Source organism: Pantoea sp. EABMAA-21, from assembly GCF_030053335.1.
In the GTDB taxonomy this organism is placed as follows: domain Bacteria; phylum Pseudomonadota; class Gammaproteobacteria; order Enterobacterales; family Enterobacteriaceae; genus Pantoea; species Pantoea communis.
In genome coordinates this window covers 16,656-35,086 of sequence record NZ_JASGBX010000007.1, presented here as the reverse complement: position 1 = coordinate 35,086, position 18,431 = coordinate 16,656, and the positions used below count along the sequence as shown (strand labels likewise).

Below are 18,431 nucleotides of genomic sequence, written 5' to 3'. Positions count from 1 at the left end.
TAACAGGAGTTACGTACATGGCCGGGATTTCAACTTTAGGTGTGGGTTCAGGACTGGGTTTAAGTACCATTTTGGACAAGCTGACCGCCGCTGAAAAACAGTCACTGACACCGATTTCCAAACAGCAGTCTGCCGCCACGGCGAAGCTTTCTGCTTATGGCACACTTAAAACCGCGATTCAGGCTTTTCAGACGGCTAACACCAAATTAAAAGATGCGAGTCTCTATACGGCGACCAGTACCACTTCCAGTTCGAGTGCATTTAGCGCGGATACCAATGGCAGCGCGCTGGCAGGGAAATACACCATCAGCGTAGATCATCTGGCGCAATCGCAAACGCTGACCAGCGATGCGAAAACCGATGTCAAAGCGGCTCTAGGCAGCGATGCGGCATCGCGTACCCTGAAATTTGTCACTGCGGATGGCAAAGAGAAGAGCATTTCGTTATCCAAAGATCAAACATCCCTGACAGCGCTGCGTGACACCATTAACAAGTCCGATGTGGGGATCAGCGCCAGTTTGATCAAAGTGTCAGGAACAGAATACCGTCTGTCATTAACCTCGAAGGCGACGGGAACCGACCACGCAGTGACCTCTTTAAGCGTAACGGGTGATGATACGCTGCACGGTTTTGTTGGATTTGATAAATCCGATCAAGCTAACAGTCACATGGTTCAGAGTGTGGAAGCGCAAAATGCCAGCCTGACCGTCAACAATGTGGCAATTCAAAGCAGCAGCAACACCATTGAAGACGCCGTGGAAGGGATTACGCTCAAGCTGAACGATCAGACGACCGGCACTCAGACGTTGACCGTCAGCGCTGACACCAGCAAGGCGAAAAGCGCCATCACCGATTGGGTGAATGCCTACAATTCGCTGCAAGATACGATGGGCAATCTTACCCGCTACACAGCGGTGGATGCGGGTAAAGAACCGGACAGCAAAAACGGTGCACTGCTGGGTGACGGCACGCTGCGTAACATCCAGACCCAGTTAAAGAGCATTCTTGCCAACGCCTCCGGTTCGGGAGTTTACAAAACGCTCAGCCAGGCGGGTATTACCACTGATCCCACCGATGGGAAATTGAAGCTGGATGCGGACAAACTTTCCAGTGCACTGAAAGTCAGGCCTGACGCCATTCGTGATATGTACACCGGCGATGGTAAGAAAACCGGCGTCAGCACGGTATTGGATACCACTTTTACCGCGTTTCTCAGCAGTAAAGGCGTGATTAAGGGGGCGACGGACAGCATCAGTAAAAAACTGAACCAGCTGACCGATCAGTACAACACCACCAGTAAACGCATTGATGACAAAATCGCACGCTACAAAACTCAGTTCACCAATCTGGATAAAGTGGTCAGCGTACTGAATAGCACCAGCAACTATCTCACACAGCAGTTTGATAATATGACCAGCAGCAACAGCAAAAAATAATTATTCCCCGCCAATAGCGGCGTGTCAGGGCACTTTTCGGTGCCCTACTGATTAACATCGTCATCGATTGACGTTGCATCATATTCGCCTAATGGATAAGTAAGTGCTAATGTGTTTGGTGTCCCCATTTTTTGCGGAGTGATTCCATGCGCGACAGTAACACCGAACCTTCTGAACCGGCAGCACCGCCACTTAACCCATCGCTGATGGAACATCTGATCAACGCACGCAAGATTTTCATTACCGGCACCGTGGATGAAAAAATGGCCAAAGAGGTGGTTCAGCATCTGCACATCCTCGCCGCTCTCAGCGATCGACCGATCACGATCTTCATCAACTCTCCCGGCGGTCATGCTGAATCGGGCGATATGATTTTTGATGCCATACGCTTTATCACCCCCGAAGTGATCATGATTGGCTCAGGCTGTGTCGCCAGCGCAGGAGCGTTGATTTATGTCGCCGCCAACAAAGCAAATCGCTATGCGTTGCCCAACACCCGCTTCCTTCTGCATCAGCCTTCCGGCGGCATGCAAGGCCCCGCCAGCAATATGCAGATTTACAGCAATGAAATCGTGCGCATGAAAAATCGCCTCAATCATATTTTCGCGGATGCCACCGGGCAGGCGATTGAGAGGATTGAACAAGATACTCAGCGCGATTTCTGGTTGAGTGCGGAGCAGGCGGTAGAATACGGTTTGGTGTCGAAAGTGATCGTCACCGAGCAAGAGATCGCTGCGCATTATCTTGCTGCTTAAATAAGCCAGTGCTAATGTCATCAACATGATTGAAAATGCGATATTCAAAGCACTGGCGGATCCGACCCGCCGTGCCATATTTGAAAAGCTGTCGGTGGGGCGCATGAATGCCACGGCGTTGCGCGACGGGATGGAGATCAGCCAATCGGCGATGTCTCAACATCTCGCGGTGTTACGGGGTGCGGGGCTGGTGCGTGAAGAGCGGCAAGGGCGCTTTGTGAACTATGAAGTTGACCCGGTGGGCATGACGTTTCTGGTCAACTGGCTAGCCAAATATCGCGCGTTTTGGCCGACACGCATTGATGCCCTGAAAAGTTTGCTGAAGGATATGGACCAATGAGTGAAGCCGAAAAATCCAACGAACTGGTACAAGAGTATCAACTGGATGCGACGCCGGAGAAAGTGTGGCGCGCTATCAGTATTGCGGAGTACCGGGAAGCCTGGCTACCCAACGCTGTATTAGCGGAGGCTGAACCTGTTGACTGCGAACCTGGAAAATCGATCCGTTACCGGTTACGTGATGACGCACCACCTTACCTGAAGAGTGACGTGACGTTTCTAATCGCGCCCGATGACGCGGGTGGCACCCGATTGACTATCGTCCATCGCCTTGCTGATCTGCACTTGCAGGCCGCAAATGATGAAAATGGTCGATTGATGCTGGCGGCATAGCCTCGGGCTAATTTTTTTAGCGCGTCTTATTCCCAAACGTACATTTCTGGCGGCCCGAAGGCCGCCAGCTTTACACGGGTTGATCAGCCTTATTCACATCACGAGATCCTGCCGCGCCCGCACAAACTAACGCCAGCAGCACCATCACCAGCACCGGCAACATCGCCATGCGCAGACCCGCGTGTTCACCAATAAACCCCAGTCCTGGCGGTCCCACCAGAAAGGCCAGATAACCAAGCGTTGCGGCGATGGTCACGCGAATCGCGCTGTTTTTGCCATCGCCCGCAGCGGAGACGGTCAGTGGGAAGCCAAGCGAAGCGCCAATTCCCCAGAACAACACCGCCGCTGCCGCCAGCCATTGGTTGTTGGAGAAAATCACCATCGCCAGACCCAGGGCGGCTGAGAATGCGCTGGCGCGTAATACCAGCACACGGCCCAGGCGATCCACCACATATCCGCCAAGGAAACGTCCCACGGTCATGCCCGCAGTGAAACCCGCGTACACCAGCGTGCTTTGCGTGTGATTGAGATTATGACCATCGATCATCAGTAACGGCAGCCAGTCATTGGCAGAACCTTCTGCCAGCGCCATCGCCAAAATCACCACCCCAAGGATCAGCAGTTGGCGATCGCGCAGCTCTCGTCCGACCTGAGCGAGGAAACCGCCGCTGTGCGCCTGTTCATGTCGTTCGCTGTCGCTGGTGGCGGGTAAATGACGCAGGGCTGCGGAGACAATCAGCAGGTTCGCCAGCACCACGAAGGCAAAGTGCCAGGTGATGCTGACATCAACTGCCGTCATGGCAAGTCCTGACAGCGCGCCAATCAGCGTGCCAAAGCTAAAGAAGCCGTGAATGGTGGTCATGATCGATTTGCCAATCAGACGCTCAAACGCTGCGCCTTCAACGTTTATCACGACATCGATTAACGCTGTCCCTCCGCCCAGTAACACCAGGCTGGCGAACACACCGTACGCGCTGTGCAGTAGAAGGGCAGCTAACATGACTGCGACGCCACTCAACAGCAGCACAAAGCCATAACGCATGACACGGCTAGTGCCAAAGTGGGTGATGAGTTTTCCTGCCAGCAGAACGCACAGCATTGAGCCACAGGAAAAGCCGAACAGGATCATGCCCATCATTTCCGTGGAAGCATGCAGAATATCGCGCATGTAAGGTGTACGACTCACCCACGAAGCCCAGGTGAAACCGGGTAAAAACATTAGGCCGTAGATCGCCCATTTACCGCGTAGCTTTTGCTGTAAATCCATATTCATCCCCATCCATAAATTAGCGGAAAGGGTAACAGAAAGGCTCCCCGCGTGCGCGACGCGGGGAGAAACAGTGATTAAAAACTCTGCCAGTCGGCGTCATTAACCACCGCTAAACGCTGTGGCTTGGGGTGCGATGGCGTACGGATGATGGTCTGTGGAGCGTCAATGACATCGCTGACATGGAATTTACCGACCAACTGATTCAGGTTACCCGCCTGCTCTTGCAGCGATTGCGAAGCGGCCGCGGCTTGTTCCACTAAGGCGGCGTTCTGCTGGGTAACATCATCCATCTGATTAACCGCTTGCTGCACCTGAACGATGCCCTGGCTCTGCTCCACGGCAGCCGCAGCGATCTCACTCACCAACTGACTCACCTGGTGAATGGCATCATTCATCACGTCCATATTGCGGCCCACATCACTGGCTTGCGTGGCACCCGATTCGGTTAAACGATGAGATTCCTCAATCAGCACTTTGATCTCGCGCGCTGCGTTGCTTGAGCGCTGAGACAGGCTGCGCACTTCACCGGCAACCACCGCAAAGCCTTTACCGTGTTCACCGGCGCGCGCTGCTTCAACCGCCGCGTTCAAGGCCAGAATGTTGGTCTGGAAGGCGATACCTTCAATGATCGAGACAATCTCAGTCACTTTGCGCGAGCTGCCACGAATCTCGTCCATGGTCGACAGCATGGTGGTGAGCGAGGTTCCATTTTTCTCTGACAGCGCGCGGGCATTGGCTGCCAGCTGGCTCGCCTGCCGGGTGTTGTCCGCCGTTTGGCGCACCGTCTCACTGAGTTCCGTCATGCTGGCAGCCGTTTGCTCCAGCGATGCCGCTTGCTGTTCGGTGCGTGAAGAGAGATCTTCATTGCCCGCTGAAATCTGCACTGAAGCGCTGCTCACGGACTGAGACGCTTTACGCACTGAAGAGAGGGCTTCAGAGACGCGCTGCATCAAAATATTGAAGGAGTGTGCCATATTGCCCACTTCATCTCGCCGGCTTTCATCGGCGCTTAAAGTCAGATCGAGGTTCTCGCTGGCCGCCAGCATGACCTTGCCAACTGCGCCCAAACTGCGGCGAATACGCATCACGGTAAACAGCGAGAACAGACCGAAGATCACCACTGTCGCCGCAACACCTGCAACGGTGGCCCAAAAGACAAAATGGAAGGTGCTTTGATTGGTGGCGCGCAATGCGTCGCCCGCAGTAATGTTGAGTGCCTGTTGAGTTTGATAATCAGCGATCATCTGACGAATGGCGGCACCCACACCACTATCTCCTTCCAGCAAACTCAAGCTCACTTCATTCTGGTGAGCACGTGACGCTGTAAGAAATGCAGGTAACTGCGATGCAACGCGCTGGATGTTATCAAAAGCGATGTTAGTCAGGCGTTTGTCTTCCTCATTCGAAATATCGTTTGCCATGTAGTAATCGGTCAGCGCTTTCAGTCCATTGATTTGCTCATCGATCTGTTTTTCTACGGCAGGCATGTTGCTGTCGTGAATCTGGCTCTGGTGTTTGTACAGCGTAATGGCCAGCTGGTTACTTTGATCGATCAGTTTGCCGATGTCCTTAATCGAAGGAATGGCGTTAGTTTGCACAAATTCAAAACGGTCCTGAAATCCTGACAGTAGCGAGAGCGCAAGAATCGCCTGCAGGATGATGGCGCCAAACAACATGGAAAGGGTCAGCAAGAGACGCTGGGAGATGGTCATCTAATTATCCTTAATCTAAAAGCACCCCTGGTTCAGGAAAATCAGGGAATAGGGCAGATTAATAACCATCGGCAGAATGCGAGATTTAGTTAATTATTTTTTATTGCACGGTGATGGAGATCAAATCATACGTAGCGAAGGCGCAACATTTTTAGCCATTCTCACGATCTTAAATAGATCCAGTGAAATATGTTGTGCGACAGATTCAGAAATCCTAACAAGCCGATATTGTCGCGAGGTCGTAATCGTTATTATAATAATCATTACGGGTAAAGGTTAAGGGCTAAGGAATGGCGATTTATGTACATAAACGTTTTGATCGGAATTTCAAAAAGGCCAGTCTTCATGATGTTGACCTTTGCCATGCTGCTGCGGAAGTCAAAAGGGGCGAGTTTGAAGCTGACCTGGGGGGAGGCGTGATTAAAAAGCGTATAGCACTGAGTAAGGGGAAAAGTGGTGGTGCCCGGTCGGTGATTTTCTTCAAAAGAGGAAACACACTATTTTTTTATGATGGCTGGACTAAAGGCGAGTTGCATAAGAAAAATGCCAAAGAGATCGAGGATGACGTGTTGGCAACGTATAAAATCCTTGCGAAAGGCTACTTACAAGCGAGTGCGGCAGACCTGCTACAGCTTAAAAATCGTGGGACATTCAGAGAGGTAAACTGCGATGAAAACTACACCAGCAACATTGGATGAGATGATTGAAGATGCGGAAGAGTTGCGAGGATTAGGCCTACTTTCTGATGAAGATGTCTCTCAGATTGCCACGCGAATCTCTGCAAGTGAGTATCGCAAGCGTGTTGCAGCTGTACATGACATGACCGGTCTGGAAATTAAACTCATGCGTAAACAGTATGGCCTGAGTCAGGCATTACTGGCTTATACCTTAGGTATGACAGTGGATAGCGTTTCAAAGTGGGAGCGAGGAGAAATCAAGCCGAGTGGCCCGGCACTGCGTATCTTAAATACACTGGCTGCTAAAGGCCCTGATGCATTTGTTGTTTAAAGGGGAAACTGGACTCCAGTTTCCCCTTTAAAATTATGGCCTTCTAAACAGCGCCATGCTGCGGCCTTCCAGTTCGAAATCCTTCTCTTTGGTAATCACCAGCCCTTTTTTAGCCGTATCGGAGGTGGTGAGTTCCAGTACCCAACCGCCTTCGCCAAATTGTGGGATGCGGAAGGGCACGTTGCCTTCAAACGGATTGAACAACATCAACACATCGTGCCAGATGCCTTCTTCGGTTTGCAGGTCCGGACGGCCAATGTAGACGCCAAGCGTGCTGCCCTCATCCCATTGGTCTGCCTGCTGGAAGCCGCCGCCAGCGTTAAACCATTTTATGTCCATACCGTCGCGCCAGTTTTCACGGCGCAGCAACGGCTGTTTCGCCCTTAACGCCAGCAAATGGCGAGTGAATTCGCGTAAGGCATCCGCGGACTCCGGCAAGTTTTCCCAATGCAGCCAAGAGATTTCACTGTCCTGACAATATCCGTTGTTGTTGCCCATTTGGCTGCGGCCAAACTCGTCGCCCGCCAGCAGCATCGGCGTGCCGTGTGAGAACAGCAGCGTCGCGAGGAAGTTACGCTTTTGCCGCTCACGCACCGCGTTGATGCCTTCGTCATCGGTCGGGCCTTCCGCGCCGTAATTGTACGAACGATTATCGTTATGACCGTCATTGTTATCTTCACCGTTCGCGTCGTTATGTTTCTCGTTGTAAGACACCAAATCGTTGAGCGTGAAGCCATCGTGTGCGGTAAGGAAGTTGATGCTGGCCCAGGGACGACGGCCGCGTTGATCGTAGAGATCGCCTGAACCGAGCAGGCGCGCGGCAAAGTCGGTTGAGACGTTGTCGCCTTTCCAGTATTCACGCACCGTGTCGCGATATTTATCATTCCATTCTGCCCAGCCTGGTGGGAAGCCCCCAACCTGATAGCCGCCGGGGCCAATATCCCAGGGTTCGCCAATCAGTTTCAATTTCGACAGTACCGGGTCCTGCGTCATGGCATCAAAAAAGCCGCCACGCTGGTCGAAACCTTCCGGTTCGCGCCCGAGAATGGTGCCCAAATCAAAGCGAAAACCGTCGATATGCATCGATTCCGCCCAGTAGCGCAGAGAATCCATTACCATCTGCAACACGCGTGGGTGGGAGGTGTTCACGGTGTTGCCAGTACCGGTATCGTTGATGTAGTAGCGATGCTGATCCGGCAAGGTGCGGTAATAGGAGAAGTTATCGATGCCTTTGAACGACAGCGTCGGTCCCAATTCGTTACCTTCCGCCGTATGGTTGTAAACCACGTCGAGGATCACTTCGATACCGGCGTCGTGGAAGGCGCGGACCATGTCACGAAAGCCCTGAATGCCACGCGGGCCAAAGTAGCGCGAGGCCGGGGCAAAAAACGCCAGTGAGTTATAGCCCCAGAAGTTTTTCAGCCCTTTATCAAGCAAATGCTGATCGTCCGGGAACCAGTGTACCGGTAGCAACTCAACCGACGTGACACCGAGGCTTTTGATGTATTCGACGGTGGCTTTGTTGCTCATGCCATCGTAAGTGCCGCGCATTTCAGGGGGTACTGCCGGGTTCAACTGGCTGAAGCCCTTAACGTGTGTCTCATAGATAACGGTCTGTGACCACGGGATAACGGGACGATTACGGTCCTGCCAGTCAAATTCGTTGGGATCGATCACCCGGCATTTTGGCGTAAACGGTGCGCTGTCGCGTTCATCAAAAGTCAGATCTTTATCTTCATGCAGCAGGTCGTAGGCAAAATGCGCATCGTTCCACTGGATATCGCCGCGCAGCTCACGAGCATAGGGGTCGAGCAGCAGTTTGTTGGCGTTGAATCGATGGCCGTTTTCCGGTTCAAACGGACCATGCACCCGGTAGCCGTAAAGTGCACCGGGCTGCAGACCGGGAATGTAGCCATGCCAGACTTCATGGGTATTTTCCGGCAGATCAAAACGCGCGATTTCGTGCTGACCGCTCTCATCGTAAAGACACAATTCCACACGCTCGGCGAACGCTGAAAACAGGGCAAAATTGACGCCCTCGCCATCATAATTTGCGCCAAGCGTTTGACCCGAACCCGCGATAATTTCTAAAGGCTTTGCGTTAGACATTCATTCCTCTCCATCCCATGAACAGAAATACAGGCTTGTTATTAACTGGCAATCAGCACCAGTGGCGCGTAAGGCGGTAAGTTATCCAATGAAAGTTGCTCGTTAAGCGCTAAGGTTGCACCACTTAACAGATTGCGATAGTGCCGGTGGGCCAGCGACTCAGGTAAGGGAATGGACGTTTCAGCCCAGGAAGTGCCCTCCAGCATTAAACGAGGCGCCACAACGATGAGGCTGTTTTCACTGTCCTGTCGCGCATAGGCAATCAGGTGCTCTGGATGCGCGCCTGTGGCGTACAATGGTTGATAATCGCCGAAACGGAATAGCTGCGGCTTATCCAGGCGCAGGTGTAATAAGCATGCGATGACCTGCTGTTTGAGTTTGCCGCTGCGCCAGTCAGAGGGCTGAGTGAAATCAGGACGGCTGCGATCAACTAGTTGCGCCTCCAGCACGGCGTAATCGGGCTCACGGCGGTTATCGGGATCGACGAGGCTGAAATCCAGCGCTTCGCTGCCCTGATAAATATCCGGGACGCCTGGTGCGGTGAGCTTAATCACGGTCTGTGACAGGCTATTAACCAGGCCGGCATCAACGAAAGGTTGAATGGCTGTGACGAAGTCCGTCAGGAAAGCTGAATTTTCTGCAGATAGCAGATGTTTTGCATATTCCAGCACCGCCTGTTCGTAAGTTTCATCGCCATCCGCCCAGTCAGTGCGCAGCTTGGCTTCACGCAGCGCTTTCTCCACAAACGGTAAAAAACGTGCCTCAAGGGTACGCAACCCGTCGTGGTCATCTGGTCGTAAGGTCGTGGGCCACGCACCGGCCAGCGCCTGATACAGCATCCATTCTACCGCCGGTTCGGGGGCCGGGCCTTCGTTCAGGGTGAGCACTTTGGATTGATTCAGCTCCCGCCAGCGCGTGACGTTCTCTGCCCAGCGTGCGGGCGCTTCACTCAACGTATATAGCCGGGCACGGGCATCTTCCCCGCGTTTGGTATCGTGGGTTGATGTCGTTGAGAGGGCGTCGGGTTGTTTGTGCAGCCGGGTTTGCATCTGCTGGTGGAAGTGTTCCACAGAGAAGGGGTGCGGCAGCGGTTCCGCGCCGACTTCGTTGATGGCAAGGATGGCGTGATTTCGGAAGAACAGGGTGTCTTCCACCGATTTCGCCATCAACGGGCCGGTGAGTTGCTGGAAACGGGTACGAAATTCAGCGGCATCCGGTTCACTTTGTTCCGAGACCGCACCGAGTAATATGGCCTGCAGGAAGCTGAGTGCAGCGGGAAACGCACTGAACTTCACCGCTTCCAGTACCTGTTGCAGCAGCGCTTCACCCGCCAAAGGCATGCCCGCCGGGCGACCATAGGTGCGGTAAACCGGGAAGGCGATCAGCATCTCGCGCAGGGCGACATGCAACTCAGCTTCGCCAAAATTTCGCTGTTCTAAATGTGCCACCCCGGTCAATATCGCCAGCAGGCGTGAAAATTCACCAGCGAAGTTACGATCAACCATCAATTCACGGGCGGCGCGCAGACCAGCACTGACATCATTCCGCTCTTCGGTGACGGCTTCATAGGCCAGATGCAACGCATCAATCTGGGTATCGTCGATCAACGCATGTGAAAGCGCAGCGATAAACTCATAGCCAGTGGTGCCGGAAATGGGCCATTCAACCGGAATCTGCTCTTCTTCTGCCAGAATCTTCTCTACCGTGATGTAGCAATCCGCACCTGCGGCTTGACGCAAGCGCTGAAGATAACCCTGCGGATCGGCCAGACCATCAACGTGATCGACACGCAAACCACTCACAGCACCGCTGTGAACCAGTTCCAGAATCAGTGCGTGTGAGGCGTTGAACACGGCTTCATCCTCGACCCGCACGCCGACTAGCCCAGTGATTTCAAAGAAGCGTCGGTAAGAGAGATCTTTTCGTGCGTCACGCCAGTTGATCAGCTGCCAGGGCTGCTGCTGATGCAATTCGGCAATCGCTGCGCGATCGTTGATGGCCAGCACCTCATCGGCGCGTCCTTGCCAACTGGCAGGCGTCAGCGGATAGAAGCTGTCGTAGTAAGCCAGCGCCGGATGGCCAGTTTGCGGATGGGGCTTAATGCTCAATTCGTCGTTTTGCAGCACGCGTTCAAAATCATCGCCGAGGAACGGCAATGTGAGGGGACGCGACCAGTCGATATCGAAATAGCGTGCATACTGACTGTTTTCTCCATACTCAATCACATCACGCCACCAGGCATTTTCCAGTGACGCCGCCATATGGTTTGGCACGATATCCAGAATTAAGCCGAGGCCGGCCTGCTGTAATGCCGCCGACAGTCGGTTAAAACCGTCACGTCCGCCCAGCGCAGGATCGATTTCATTGGCATCAGTGACATCGTAGCCGTGCGTGGAATCGGTGGTGGCAGTGAAGATAGGTGAGGCGTAAAGATGGCTGATACCGAGCCGCTGCAAATAAGGTAACAAGGTGATGGCGCGGTCAAAAGTCATGCCGTTGCGGAACTGAATACGGTAGGTTGCTGAAGGAATTGTCATGCTTTTTCTCCCTGTGCCAGACGCACCACAATGGCATGTTGCGGCAACACATCATTCTCCTGCGGCCAGGCAAAGAGGGTTTTGCCTGCCATAGTGGGTAAGGGCTGCGCCTGCTTGCTGATATTCAGTGCCAGCGAGAGTTCACCCTGCGGGAACTGCCAGCTCACCGCGATAAAACCTTTGGCCGTTTTCAGCACTTTGCCACCGTGACCGCCCGCCGTGGCGAGCAGCGGCACAATGTGGCGCTGACGCAATGCCAGCAATTGCTGAGTGAGCGCCAGCCAGGCTTTGCCTTTCTCACTTTCCAGCTTGCTCCAGTCGAGTTTCGAGCGGGTGAAAGTTTCTGCCGCGTTGGGATCGGGCACGCTGTCGTCATGCCCTGCATGGCCGGTAAACTCTCGGGCGCGTCCTTCACGTACCGCTTTAGCCAAATCACCATGAAAATCGGTGAAGAACAGGAACGGGTTGGTTTCGCCATACTCCTCGCCCATAAACAGCAACGGGATATGCGGTGACAGTAACAGCGTGGCCAGCAGCACTTTGGTGCGATCGGCGCCTGCCAGCGTAATCAAGCGGTCACCTTGCGCACGGTTGCCGACCTGATCGTGATTCTGGATGAAATCAACAAAGGCAACCGGAGGCTGTGCCGCACTGGGCACGCCGCGCCGTTGACCGCTCTGCGGCGAGATTTCTCCCTGATAGGCAAAACCTTCCGTCAAAATGCGCGCGATCTGCTTTTCAGGTACGTCGGCGAAATCCTGGTAGTAGGCATGGGTTTCACCAGTGGCAAACACATGAATGGCATTGTGGAAATCGTCATTCCATTCGCCGGTAAACAGCGGCGCATGGCCCTGTTTGTCACGCGGGTGCAGGAAGGTGACATTGCGTGAATCTTCCGTGGTGAGGTGGATAGGGCGGTCCGTTATCTCACGACGAATACGTTCAGCAATCTCAATCAACGCATGTTTGCTGGAGGTATCTTCGATTTGATCGATGGCATCAAAGCGCAGGCCATCGAGGTGATATTCCTGCAACCAGTAGAGTGGCGCTTCCACGATGTAACGACGTGCGGCATCAACATCATATGCGATGCCCGCGCCCCAGGGTGTCATGCGCTCTTTGTGGAAGAAATCAGGGGCCAGCAGCGGCAGATAGTTACCTTCCGGACCAAAGTGATTGAGCACAATATCGAGCACCACCGACAGGCCGTGTCCATGTGCAGCATCCACGAAGGCTTTGAAATCATCCGGCGAGCCGTAAGCGGAGTGCGGTGCGTACAGCAATACGCCGTCATAGCCCCAACCGCGATTGCCCCCAAACTGCGACACCGGCAACACCTCAATCATGGTAATGCCGAGTGCCTGCAAATAGGGCAAGCGGGTAATGGCGGCCTCGAAAGTGCCTTCGGGTGTGAAAGTCCCGATATGCAGTTCGTACACCACGGTTTCTTGCCAGGCGTGTCCGCGCCAATCCGTGTGCTGCCATGCATAATGACGAGGATCGACGACCACGGAAGGGCCATTGACCCCGGATTGTTGCGCGCGAGCGGCGGGATCGGGCACCACCGTGCCATCCGGCAGTACAAAGTTGTAAGTCGCACCAGGTTGTATGCCGCCCAGTTGCCGTTGATACCAGCCATCGTCCGAGGCTGACATAAGATGATCGCCATCGGCGAGACGCAAGGTAATCTGTTGCTGACCCGGTGCCCACAAGCGGAATAGCACGCTGCCATCCGCCTGAATCTCAGCTCCCCAGGATTTCTTAAATGATCTGAATTCCATTCAATTGCCTCGTTTAACCCTCGCAAGGGCAATGGACGACATCAAGCGGTACACGTTCCGTTTAAAGATGCTGACTGAGTACGATATACAGTGGGACGACAAGAAAGACTGAGAACAGATCATAGTCGATATTTTGCGCTTTTCTGGCGCGAACAGATGTGTTTAGGAAATTATCGACGCCTTACGCTTCGCTAATCAGGGAGGTGAATAGAAGAAAGGCGACCTGATGGTCGCCCCGAAGATTATGCTGGTTTGTGTTGCTGGACCTTGCGGCCGCGTTGCTTACGTAATTTATCAATCAGCTTATGCGCCTCCGCTTTGGTGGCGACTGCAGGTGAAGAGCCTTTCAGCGGTTTACGCGCGGTTTCACTCAACGTTAGCACCGTAATCAAACCGACAATTCCGGCGCCCATCATGTAATAAGCGGGCATCATCGCATTGTGCGTGGTGTCCACCAGCCATGCAGTGATTAACGGCGTAGTGCCGCCGAACAGTGACACGGAGAGGTTAAAGCCTATCGCTAATGCGCTGTAGCGAATATCGGTGACAAACAGGGCCGGTAATGTGGCGGGCATGGTGCCGCTAAAGCAGGTATGCAATAAACCTAATACCGCCAGACCGGCAAATACCAACATCATATTGCCAGAACCAATCAGCATATAGCTGGGAATAGCCAGCAATATTAAGCCCAGAGCCCCTAAGCCAATGACCGGCTTACGGCCCATACGGTCGGTTAAATGTCCCCACATCAACGTCAATGGCATCATAATAAACATAATGACCATGACTAACATGAGCCCGGATAATTCACTCATGCCCAATACGCCGGTTAAATAGCTGGGCATATAAGCAGTCAACATATAATTGGATACGTTAAATAACAGCACCAGGCCAATACATTTCAACAGCGGTTTACTCTGTACACGCAGCATCTGCAGCAAGGTCAGTTGAGGCTTATTGTGCTCAAGCTCTTCGCGCTTGTCCATGTGCTCTTTAAATGCCGGCGTCTCTTCCAGTTTCAGGCGAATATAGAGACCAAATAATCCCAGAGGTGCGGCCAGGAAAAAGGGAATACGCCAGCCCCAATCCATCATGGCTTGATGCGGTAATAGTGCGATCATGCCGGTGACCAGACTGGCACCGAGCAGATAACCCGCCAGTGTGCCGAATTCCAGGAAGCTACCCATAAAGCCACGGCGCTTATCGGTGGAGTATTCCGCGATAAAGGTCGCTGCGCCACCGTATTCGCCGCCGGTGGAGAAACCCTGCACCAGACGTGCCACCAGCAACAGGATCGGGGCGGCAATGCCAATACTGGCATAACTGGGAATCAGGCCGATGCAGAAGGTGCCAATCGACATTATGATCATGGTGAAGGCGAGCACTTTCTGCCGCCCAAAGCGATCACCTAACGGCCCAAATACCATTCCCCCGATTGGGCGAACTAAAAACGCAGCGGCAAAGGTGCCGAAGGAGGCGATTAACTGCGCAGTGTTACTGGCACCAGGAAAAAAGACCTGGCCGATAATCACGGCGAGATAGCTATATACGCCAAAATCAAACCATTCCATGGTGTTGCCTAACGCAGCAGCACTCACAGCGCGTTTTAATAATTTGTTATCGATGACCGTAATATCATCAACGGTTAAGTCAGATTGTTTAGAAATCGTTCCGGTGCTCATAAACCTCCATGAGTAAAATTAGAGCGATCTTATAGCTTTCGCAGCCAAAAAATTCACCTATGGAAATGAAAGCTATAAGAGGCTGAAAGGCGGATACCTTAGGTAATCTCTTTAAGATGTGCAAGTTTGTGACATATATCCTTGCATTAAAGCGTAGCGATGAAGGTATATTCTGTCAAAGTGCTTGAGGGGTGAAATAATAGATTGTGTCGTGATGAGGGAGACCGGTTTTATTCTACATCATATTATGCGGTGACAGTTTTTCAGAGAGTTAATTATGCTGGGAGAATGTGCGCCACAAGGGTTTTAGCGGCGCAAAGCAGGCGAGGGAGAATCATTTGAACAGCGCACTGACGATAGAGCTAAATACCGAACCCGTCACGAAAGCATGATGCGTTACATTGTCTTGATTTTGTATATCCGCTAACCGTTTTAACGCCGCTTCCGGAGTTGCCGCTTCAACTTCTTCATCTAACTTTTTATAGCTTTTTGAAATGAGCAAGACGGCGCTCTCGACATCTGTTCTTTCAACAGTGGCAATGACCTGATCTTTTTTATAGAAAATGTAATCTGGCATGGTCAAATTCCCGTGTAAACATGCAAGTGCAGCGCTTGATACTTGATGCCCACTACTTTAGCAAACCCTGGCTGATTGAGCTAAGGAGGTGAATGCAATTGCGGTTGCGATCAATAATTCTCTGTCCGTTTCCAGCGAGCAAGGATGGGCTCGATAACGTTTACTGCTGATGAACCCATGTTATTAGCAGGAGGCAGTATGCATTACATTATTAGCGGATTGAATAGCAGCGATTTTGCACATTTATACGGAAAGGATGATGAGTACCTGGCACAGTACAACGCACGCCGAGTGTTAGCCAGCCAAGCCTCGGCTTTGCCAGACCGCATTGGCTTGAAGGATGTTCCACCAGGAGCTTATGCAATCTTGCTTAATCACACCTATCAACCCGCGAAATCACCATACCAGGGGAAACACGCAATTTTCATTCATGAAGGTTGTATGCAGTCCGGCATCTTCTACAACGAGATCCCGGAATACCTCGCTAAGCGTCAACTCTCACTGCGAGCCTTTAATCTTGAGCACTGCATTATTGCGGCAGAGCTGGCGACGGGTGATGAAGTGGAGCAAACCGTTTTAGATCTGCTACAGCGCCCTGAAACTGTGTATATCCACGCCCATAGTGCGCGATTTGGCTGCTATTTGGCGGCGATTAATAGGCATTAGGGCTAAATCACGTTTGTAAGATATTTTGAGGGTGGCGAGGTGGCGAGTATGTGTCGCTTGCATGGTGAGTCTCGCAACAGATGGTTGATTTAAACAGATGTCAGGCGGCTTTATGTGGGCACTGTTAGCAGTATCGGTAATATTGCTATTCGGCGCACTGGCGGTGGCTCAGGTTCGCGATCCTTACAAAAACGCTTCGTGAATGACACCAGATTACCGCGCCATCACGGCGCGGCAATCTAACTTATGTATCGGTATGGCTCTGATATCCCACCGGGTTACCGTTGTCGTCAAACACCTCATAAATCACGCTCTCACCCACCTGAACCGGTCGCGTTAATGGGAGGGTGAACGAACCAAACGGCGCCACCAGCACATCATCCACTTTAAGCTTATTGGCAATCTGTAATCTTAAGCTCATATACCACGCCGTTGGATTCTTTAGTGTTAGCTGGCGTTCGTGCACGATAAAACGCAGCTTCTGCACATCTTCAGGCTGAGGCACGCCCAGCGCCGCCGGTCGGATAAAAACCTTAAGCCGCAATCGCAACGGCAACATGATTTTTTGTTCGGCGCTGCCTGTTTGCCTGCTCAGCGCGGGAATCTGATAAATATTCAGCCAGTAAAGGCTCTCACGATCCTCCGGCAGCGACTGGCGTGAAGTGAGCACCAGACGAATTGCACGCTGCTCATCAGGTGCGAGTTTCATCATCGGCGGCATGGCAAAAATGGGTGCACTGCTCAATTCCGGGGACTGCATCAAATCACCGTCATCGCTCCAGATCTGTACCACGGAGGGGGTATCCGCACCGTTCTTTATATTTAGCGCCTGGCTGCTCTCACCGGCATTAAAAATGATGCGTGTTCTATCCACATTCACCACGGCCATGGCGTGAGCAGCGAATAACAGGCTGCTCAATGCCAATGTGTTACTGAAAACTGACCACCACTTGCAACTGCGCATTGACTGTCCCTGCTGTTACTGTTTGTCCACTTATGGCTTCGAGCGAAGCCAAAAAATCACCGCTGTAAATATTGCTGCTACCGGAAGAGACCAGCGAGGTGAGATCCGTATAGGCATACCAGCCGCGCGTATTCCCGGTGCCGGTGCTGGCGAGGTTAGGCAATAAGTTAATGGCAGAACCACTGGCGTTATAAATTTTGATGCCCACACCCGAGGCCACGCCGCTGCTGCCATATTGATTATCCAGCAGCCAGGTCAATCCGCCGCCGCTGGTGGTCAAACCTAACTGTGTCGCTTGTGACACTGCATTGGGCTGATTCACCAGCAAGCCCATCGCGACATTGGCGGCAGTGCTGGTGGATGTGCTGGTGCTGGACCGCGCGCCCGATTCGCACTGCAGCGAGATCGAAAACGGTACCTGACTGCTACCGCCTGCTTTGAGCGCGTTCACGCTGATGGTTGGCAGCAGCACCACAGATGGGTAGTTCTGGACTTCACACAACGCGCCCCGCACATAGGTCACGTTGCGATACGTACTCCAGGCGGCGGGCCAGTTGCCGTAAAACCCGTACCAATAGCTGGCGCTGTCCTGACCTACCGCCAGACTGTTGGTGTCCAGACCTGGGCCTTTAAAAGCAATATAGCCGCGCGGCTGCGTCCAAAGATCGCTGTAGCGGTTATCGCCATTGGCGTAATAGCTGGTTGAACTGATTTTGAACATTTCGTACAACACGTTGCTAAACGCGCTGGCCGGAATATAAAGGTAGGTGCCGTCAGAGTACCAACTGTCGGCGGTAAACTGGCGTGACTTCCAGTAGCGGCTGTAATACTCACCGGTGGTCAGATTGGTCATGCGCACTGCCACGTTTTTCGCCACATCGTAATAAGCGCCGCTAACCTCGCTGCTGGCATACATGCCAGCATAGGCGCTGTCACCGTTGGTGGCGTACATCTCATACAAACTGCCCGCATCCGCTACTGCACAGCGGTAGAGAATCTGATTCGGGCTGTAAGCGGTGTTGCTGGCGGAGGTGAGAAACGAACCGACTGAACTGGCCAGCAACGATCCTGCGGGCTGAAAGGATGTACCGCTGTTGATGCTGATCACCGATGGCAAACCCAGGTTGCCTGAACAGGTATCACAGGCACCCGTCCAGGACGATGCGGTATAGCCGGCTGCCAGAGCGGCGGCTGATAGCGATGAGGTGCTGGTGACTTTGATGCAGTTTGCCCATAACGTCAGCGGCAGCATCAGCAGCACT

General features: G+C 52.9%; 16 protein-coding genes. 7 read left to right on the top strand and 9 right to left on the bottom strand.

The genetic code is table 11. The features are described 5' to 3' along the window. Positions 1-17 precede the first annotated feature (17 nt). From fliD to QMZ65_RS12070, 4 genes are all read left to right on the top strand, one after another. Positions 18-1,436, top strand: a complete 1,419-nt coding sequence (fliD, locus tag QMZ65_RS12085; RefSeq protein WP_283216048.1) for a flagellar filament capping protein FliD — start codon at positions 18-20, stop codon at positions 1,434-1,436. 146 nt (positions 1,437-1,582) lie between these two features. Further along, positions 1,583-2,191 (top strand): ATP-dependent Clp protease proteolytic subunit, encoded by a 609-nt coding sequence (locus QMZ65_RS12080; RefSeq protein ID WP_283216047.1) that lies wholly within the window; start codon positions 1,583-1,585, stop codon positions 2,189-2,191. 25 nt (positions 2,192-2,216) lie between these two features. After that, the gene (locus QMZ65_RS12075; RefSeq protein ID WP_034822684.1) at positions 2,217-2,531 is read left to right on the top strand and encodes an ArsR/SmtB family transcription factor; all 315 of its coding nucleotides are present in this window, start codon (positions 2,217-2,219) and stop codon (positions 2,529-2,531) included. Next, complete coding sequence (locus QMZ65_RS12070; protein WP_097117760.1) at positions 2,528-2,863, top strand: SRPBCC family protein; 336 nt, start codon at positions 2,528-2,530, stop codon at positions 2,861-2,863. The genes QMZ65_RS12075 and QMZ65_RS12070 overlap by 4 nt, the downstream gene beginning before the upstream one ends. A gap of 70 nt (positions 2,864-2,933) precedes the next feature. Here QMZ65_RS12070 and QMZ65_RS12065 read toward each other — a convergent pair whose 3' ends face one another. Then, complete coding sequence (locus tag QMZ65_RS12065; RefSeq protein WP_283216046.1) at positions 2,934-4,130, bottom strand: MFS transporter; 1,197 nt, start codon at positions 4,128-4,130, stop codon at positions 2,934-2,936. A 77-nt stretch (positions 4,131-4,207) separates the two neighbouring features. Continuing rightward, the gene (locus tag QMZ65_RS12060; protein WP_283216045.1) at positions 4,208-5,845 is read right to left on the bottom strand and encodes a methyl-accepting chemotaxis protein; all 1,638 of its coding nucleotides are present in this window, start codon (positions 5,843-5,845) and stop codon (positions 4,208-4,210) included. A 290-nt stretch (positions 5,846-6,135) separates the two neighbouring features. On the opposite strand from QMZ65_RS12060, the gene QMZ65_RS12055 reads away from it, so the two are divergent. Further along, the gene (locus QMZ65_RS12055) at positions 6,136-6,543 is read left to right on the top strand and encodes a type II toxin-antitoxin system RelE/ParE family toxin (protein ID WP_283216044.1); all 408 of its coding nucleotides are present in this window, start codon (positions 6,136-6,138) and stop codon (positions 6,541-6,543) included. Continuing rightward, positions 6,515-6,853 carry a helix-turn-helix domain-containing protein gene (locus QMZ65_RS12050; RefSeq protein ID WP_034822694.1) on the top strand — a complete coding sequence of 113 codons (339 nt, stop codon included), beginning with the start codon at positions 6,515-6,517 and terminating at the stop codon, positions 6,851-6,853. The genes QMZ65_RS12055 and QMZ65_RS12050 overlap by 29 nt, the downstream gene beginning before the upstream one ends. Before the next feature lie 33 nt (positions 6,854-6,886). Here the strand turns inward: QMZ65_RS12050 and glgX are convergent, their stop codons facing one another. The 5 genes from glgX to QMZ65_RS12025 all read right to left on the bottom strand — a co-directional run bounded on the left by glgX (position 6,887) and on the right by QMZ65_RS12025 (position 15,539). Then, positions 6,887-8,962 carry a glycogen debranching protein GlgX gene (gene glgX, locus QMZ65_RS12045; protein ID WP_097117764.1) on the bottom strand — a complete coding sequence of 692 codons (2,076 nt, stop codon included), beginning with the start codon at positions 8,960-8,962 and terminating at the stop codon, positions 6,887-6,889. 41 nt (positions 8,963-9,003) lie between these two features. After that, entirely contained in the window at positions 9,004-11,499 is a 2,496-nt protein-coding gene (gene treY / locus QMZ65_RS12040) for a malto-oligosyltrehalose synthase (protein WP_160833229.1), read from the bottom strand. Continuing rightward, positions 11,496-13,280 carry a malto-oligosyltrehalose trehalohydrolase gene (treZ, locus tag QMZ65_RS12035; RefSeq protein WP_283216043.1) on the bottom strand — a complete coding sequence of 595 codons (1,785 nt, stop codon included), beginning with the start codon at positions 13,278-13,280 and terminating at the stop codon, positions 11,496-11,498. The genes treY and treZ overlap by 4 nt, the downstream gene beginning before the upstream one ends. A 242-nt stretch (positions 13,281-13,522) precedes the next feature. Next, complete coding sequence (gene proP, locus QMZ65_RS12030) at positions 13,523-14,962, bottom strand: glycine betaine/L-proline transporter ProP (RefSeq protein WP_283216042.1); 1,440 nt, start codon at positions 14,960-14,962, stop codon at positions 13,523-13,525. 334 nt (positions 14,963-15,296) lie between these two features. Further along, entirely contained in the window at positions 15,297-15,539 is a 243-nt protein-coding gene (locus QMZ65_RS12025; RefSeq protein ID WP_283216041.1) for a hypothetical protein, read from the bottom strand. A 198-nt stretch (positions 15,540-15,737) separates the two neighbouring features. Here QMZ65_RS12025 and QMZ65_RS12020 point away from each other — a divergent pair, with 198 nt between their 5' ends. Continuing rightward, complete coding sequence (locus QMZ65_RS12020; RefSeq protein WP_160833233.1) at positions 15,738-16,205, top strand: DUF1203 domain-containing protein; 468 nt, start codon at positions 15,738-15,740, stop codon at positions 16,203-16,205. A 244-nt stretch (positions 16,206-16,449) separates the two neighbouring features. Here the strand turns inward: QMZ65_RS12020 and QMZ65_RS12015 are convergent, their stop codons facing one another. Both QMZ65_RS12015 and stbD read right to left on the bottom strand, forming a co-directional pair. After that, positions 16,450-17,169, bottom strand: coding sequence for a fimbrial assembly chaperone (locus QMZ65_RS12015; protein ID WP_097117770.1), 720 nt, complete (start codon positions 17,167-17,169; stop codon positions 16,450-16,452). After that, positions 17,135-18,421, bottom strand: coding sequence for a fimbrial usher protein StbD (gene stbD, locus QMZ65_RS12010; protein ID WP_058961285.1), 1,287 nt, complete (start codon positions 18,419-18,421; stop codon positions 17,135-17,137). The genes QMZ65_RS12015 and stbD overlap by 35 nt, the downstream gene beginning before the upstream one ends. Positions 18,422-18,431 lie beyond the last annotated feature (10 nt).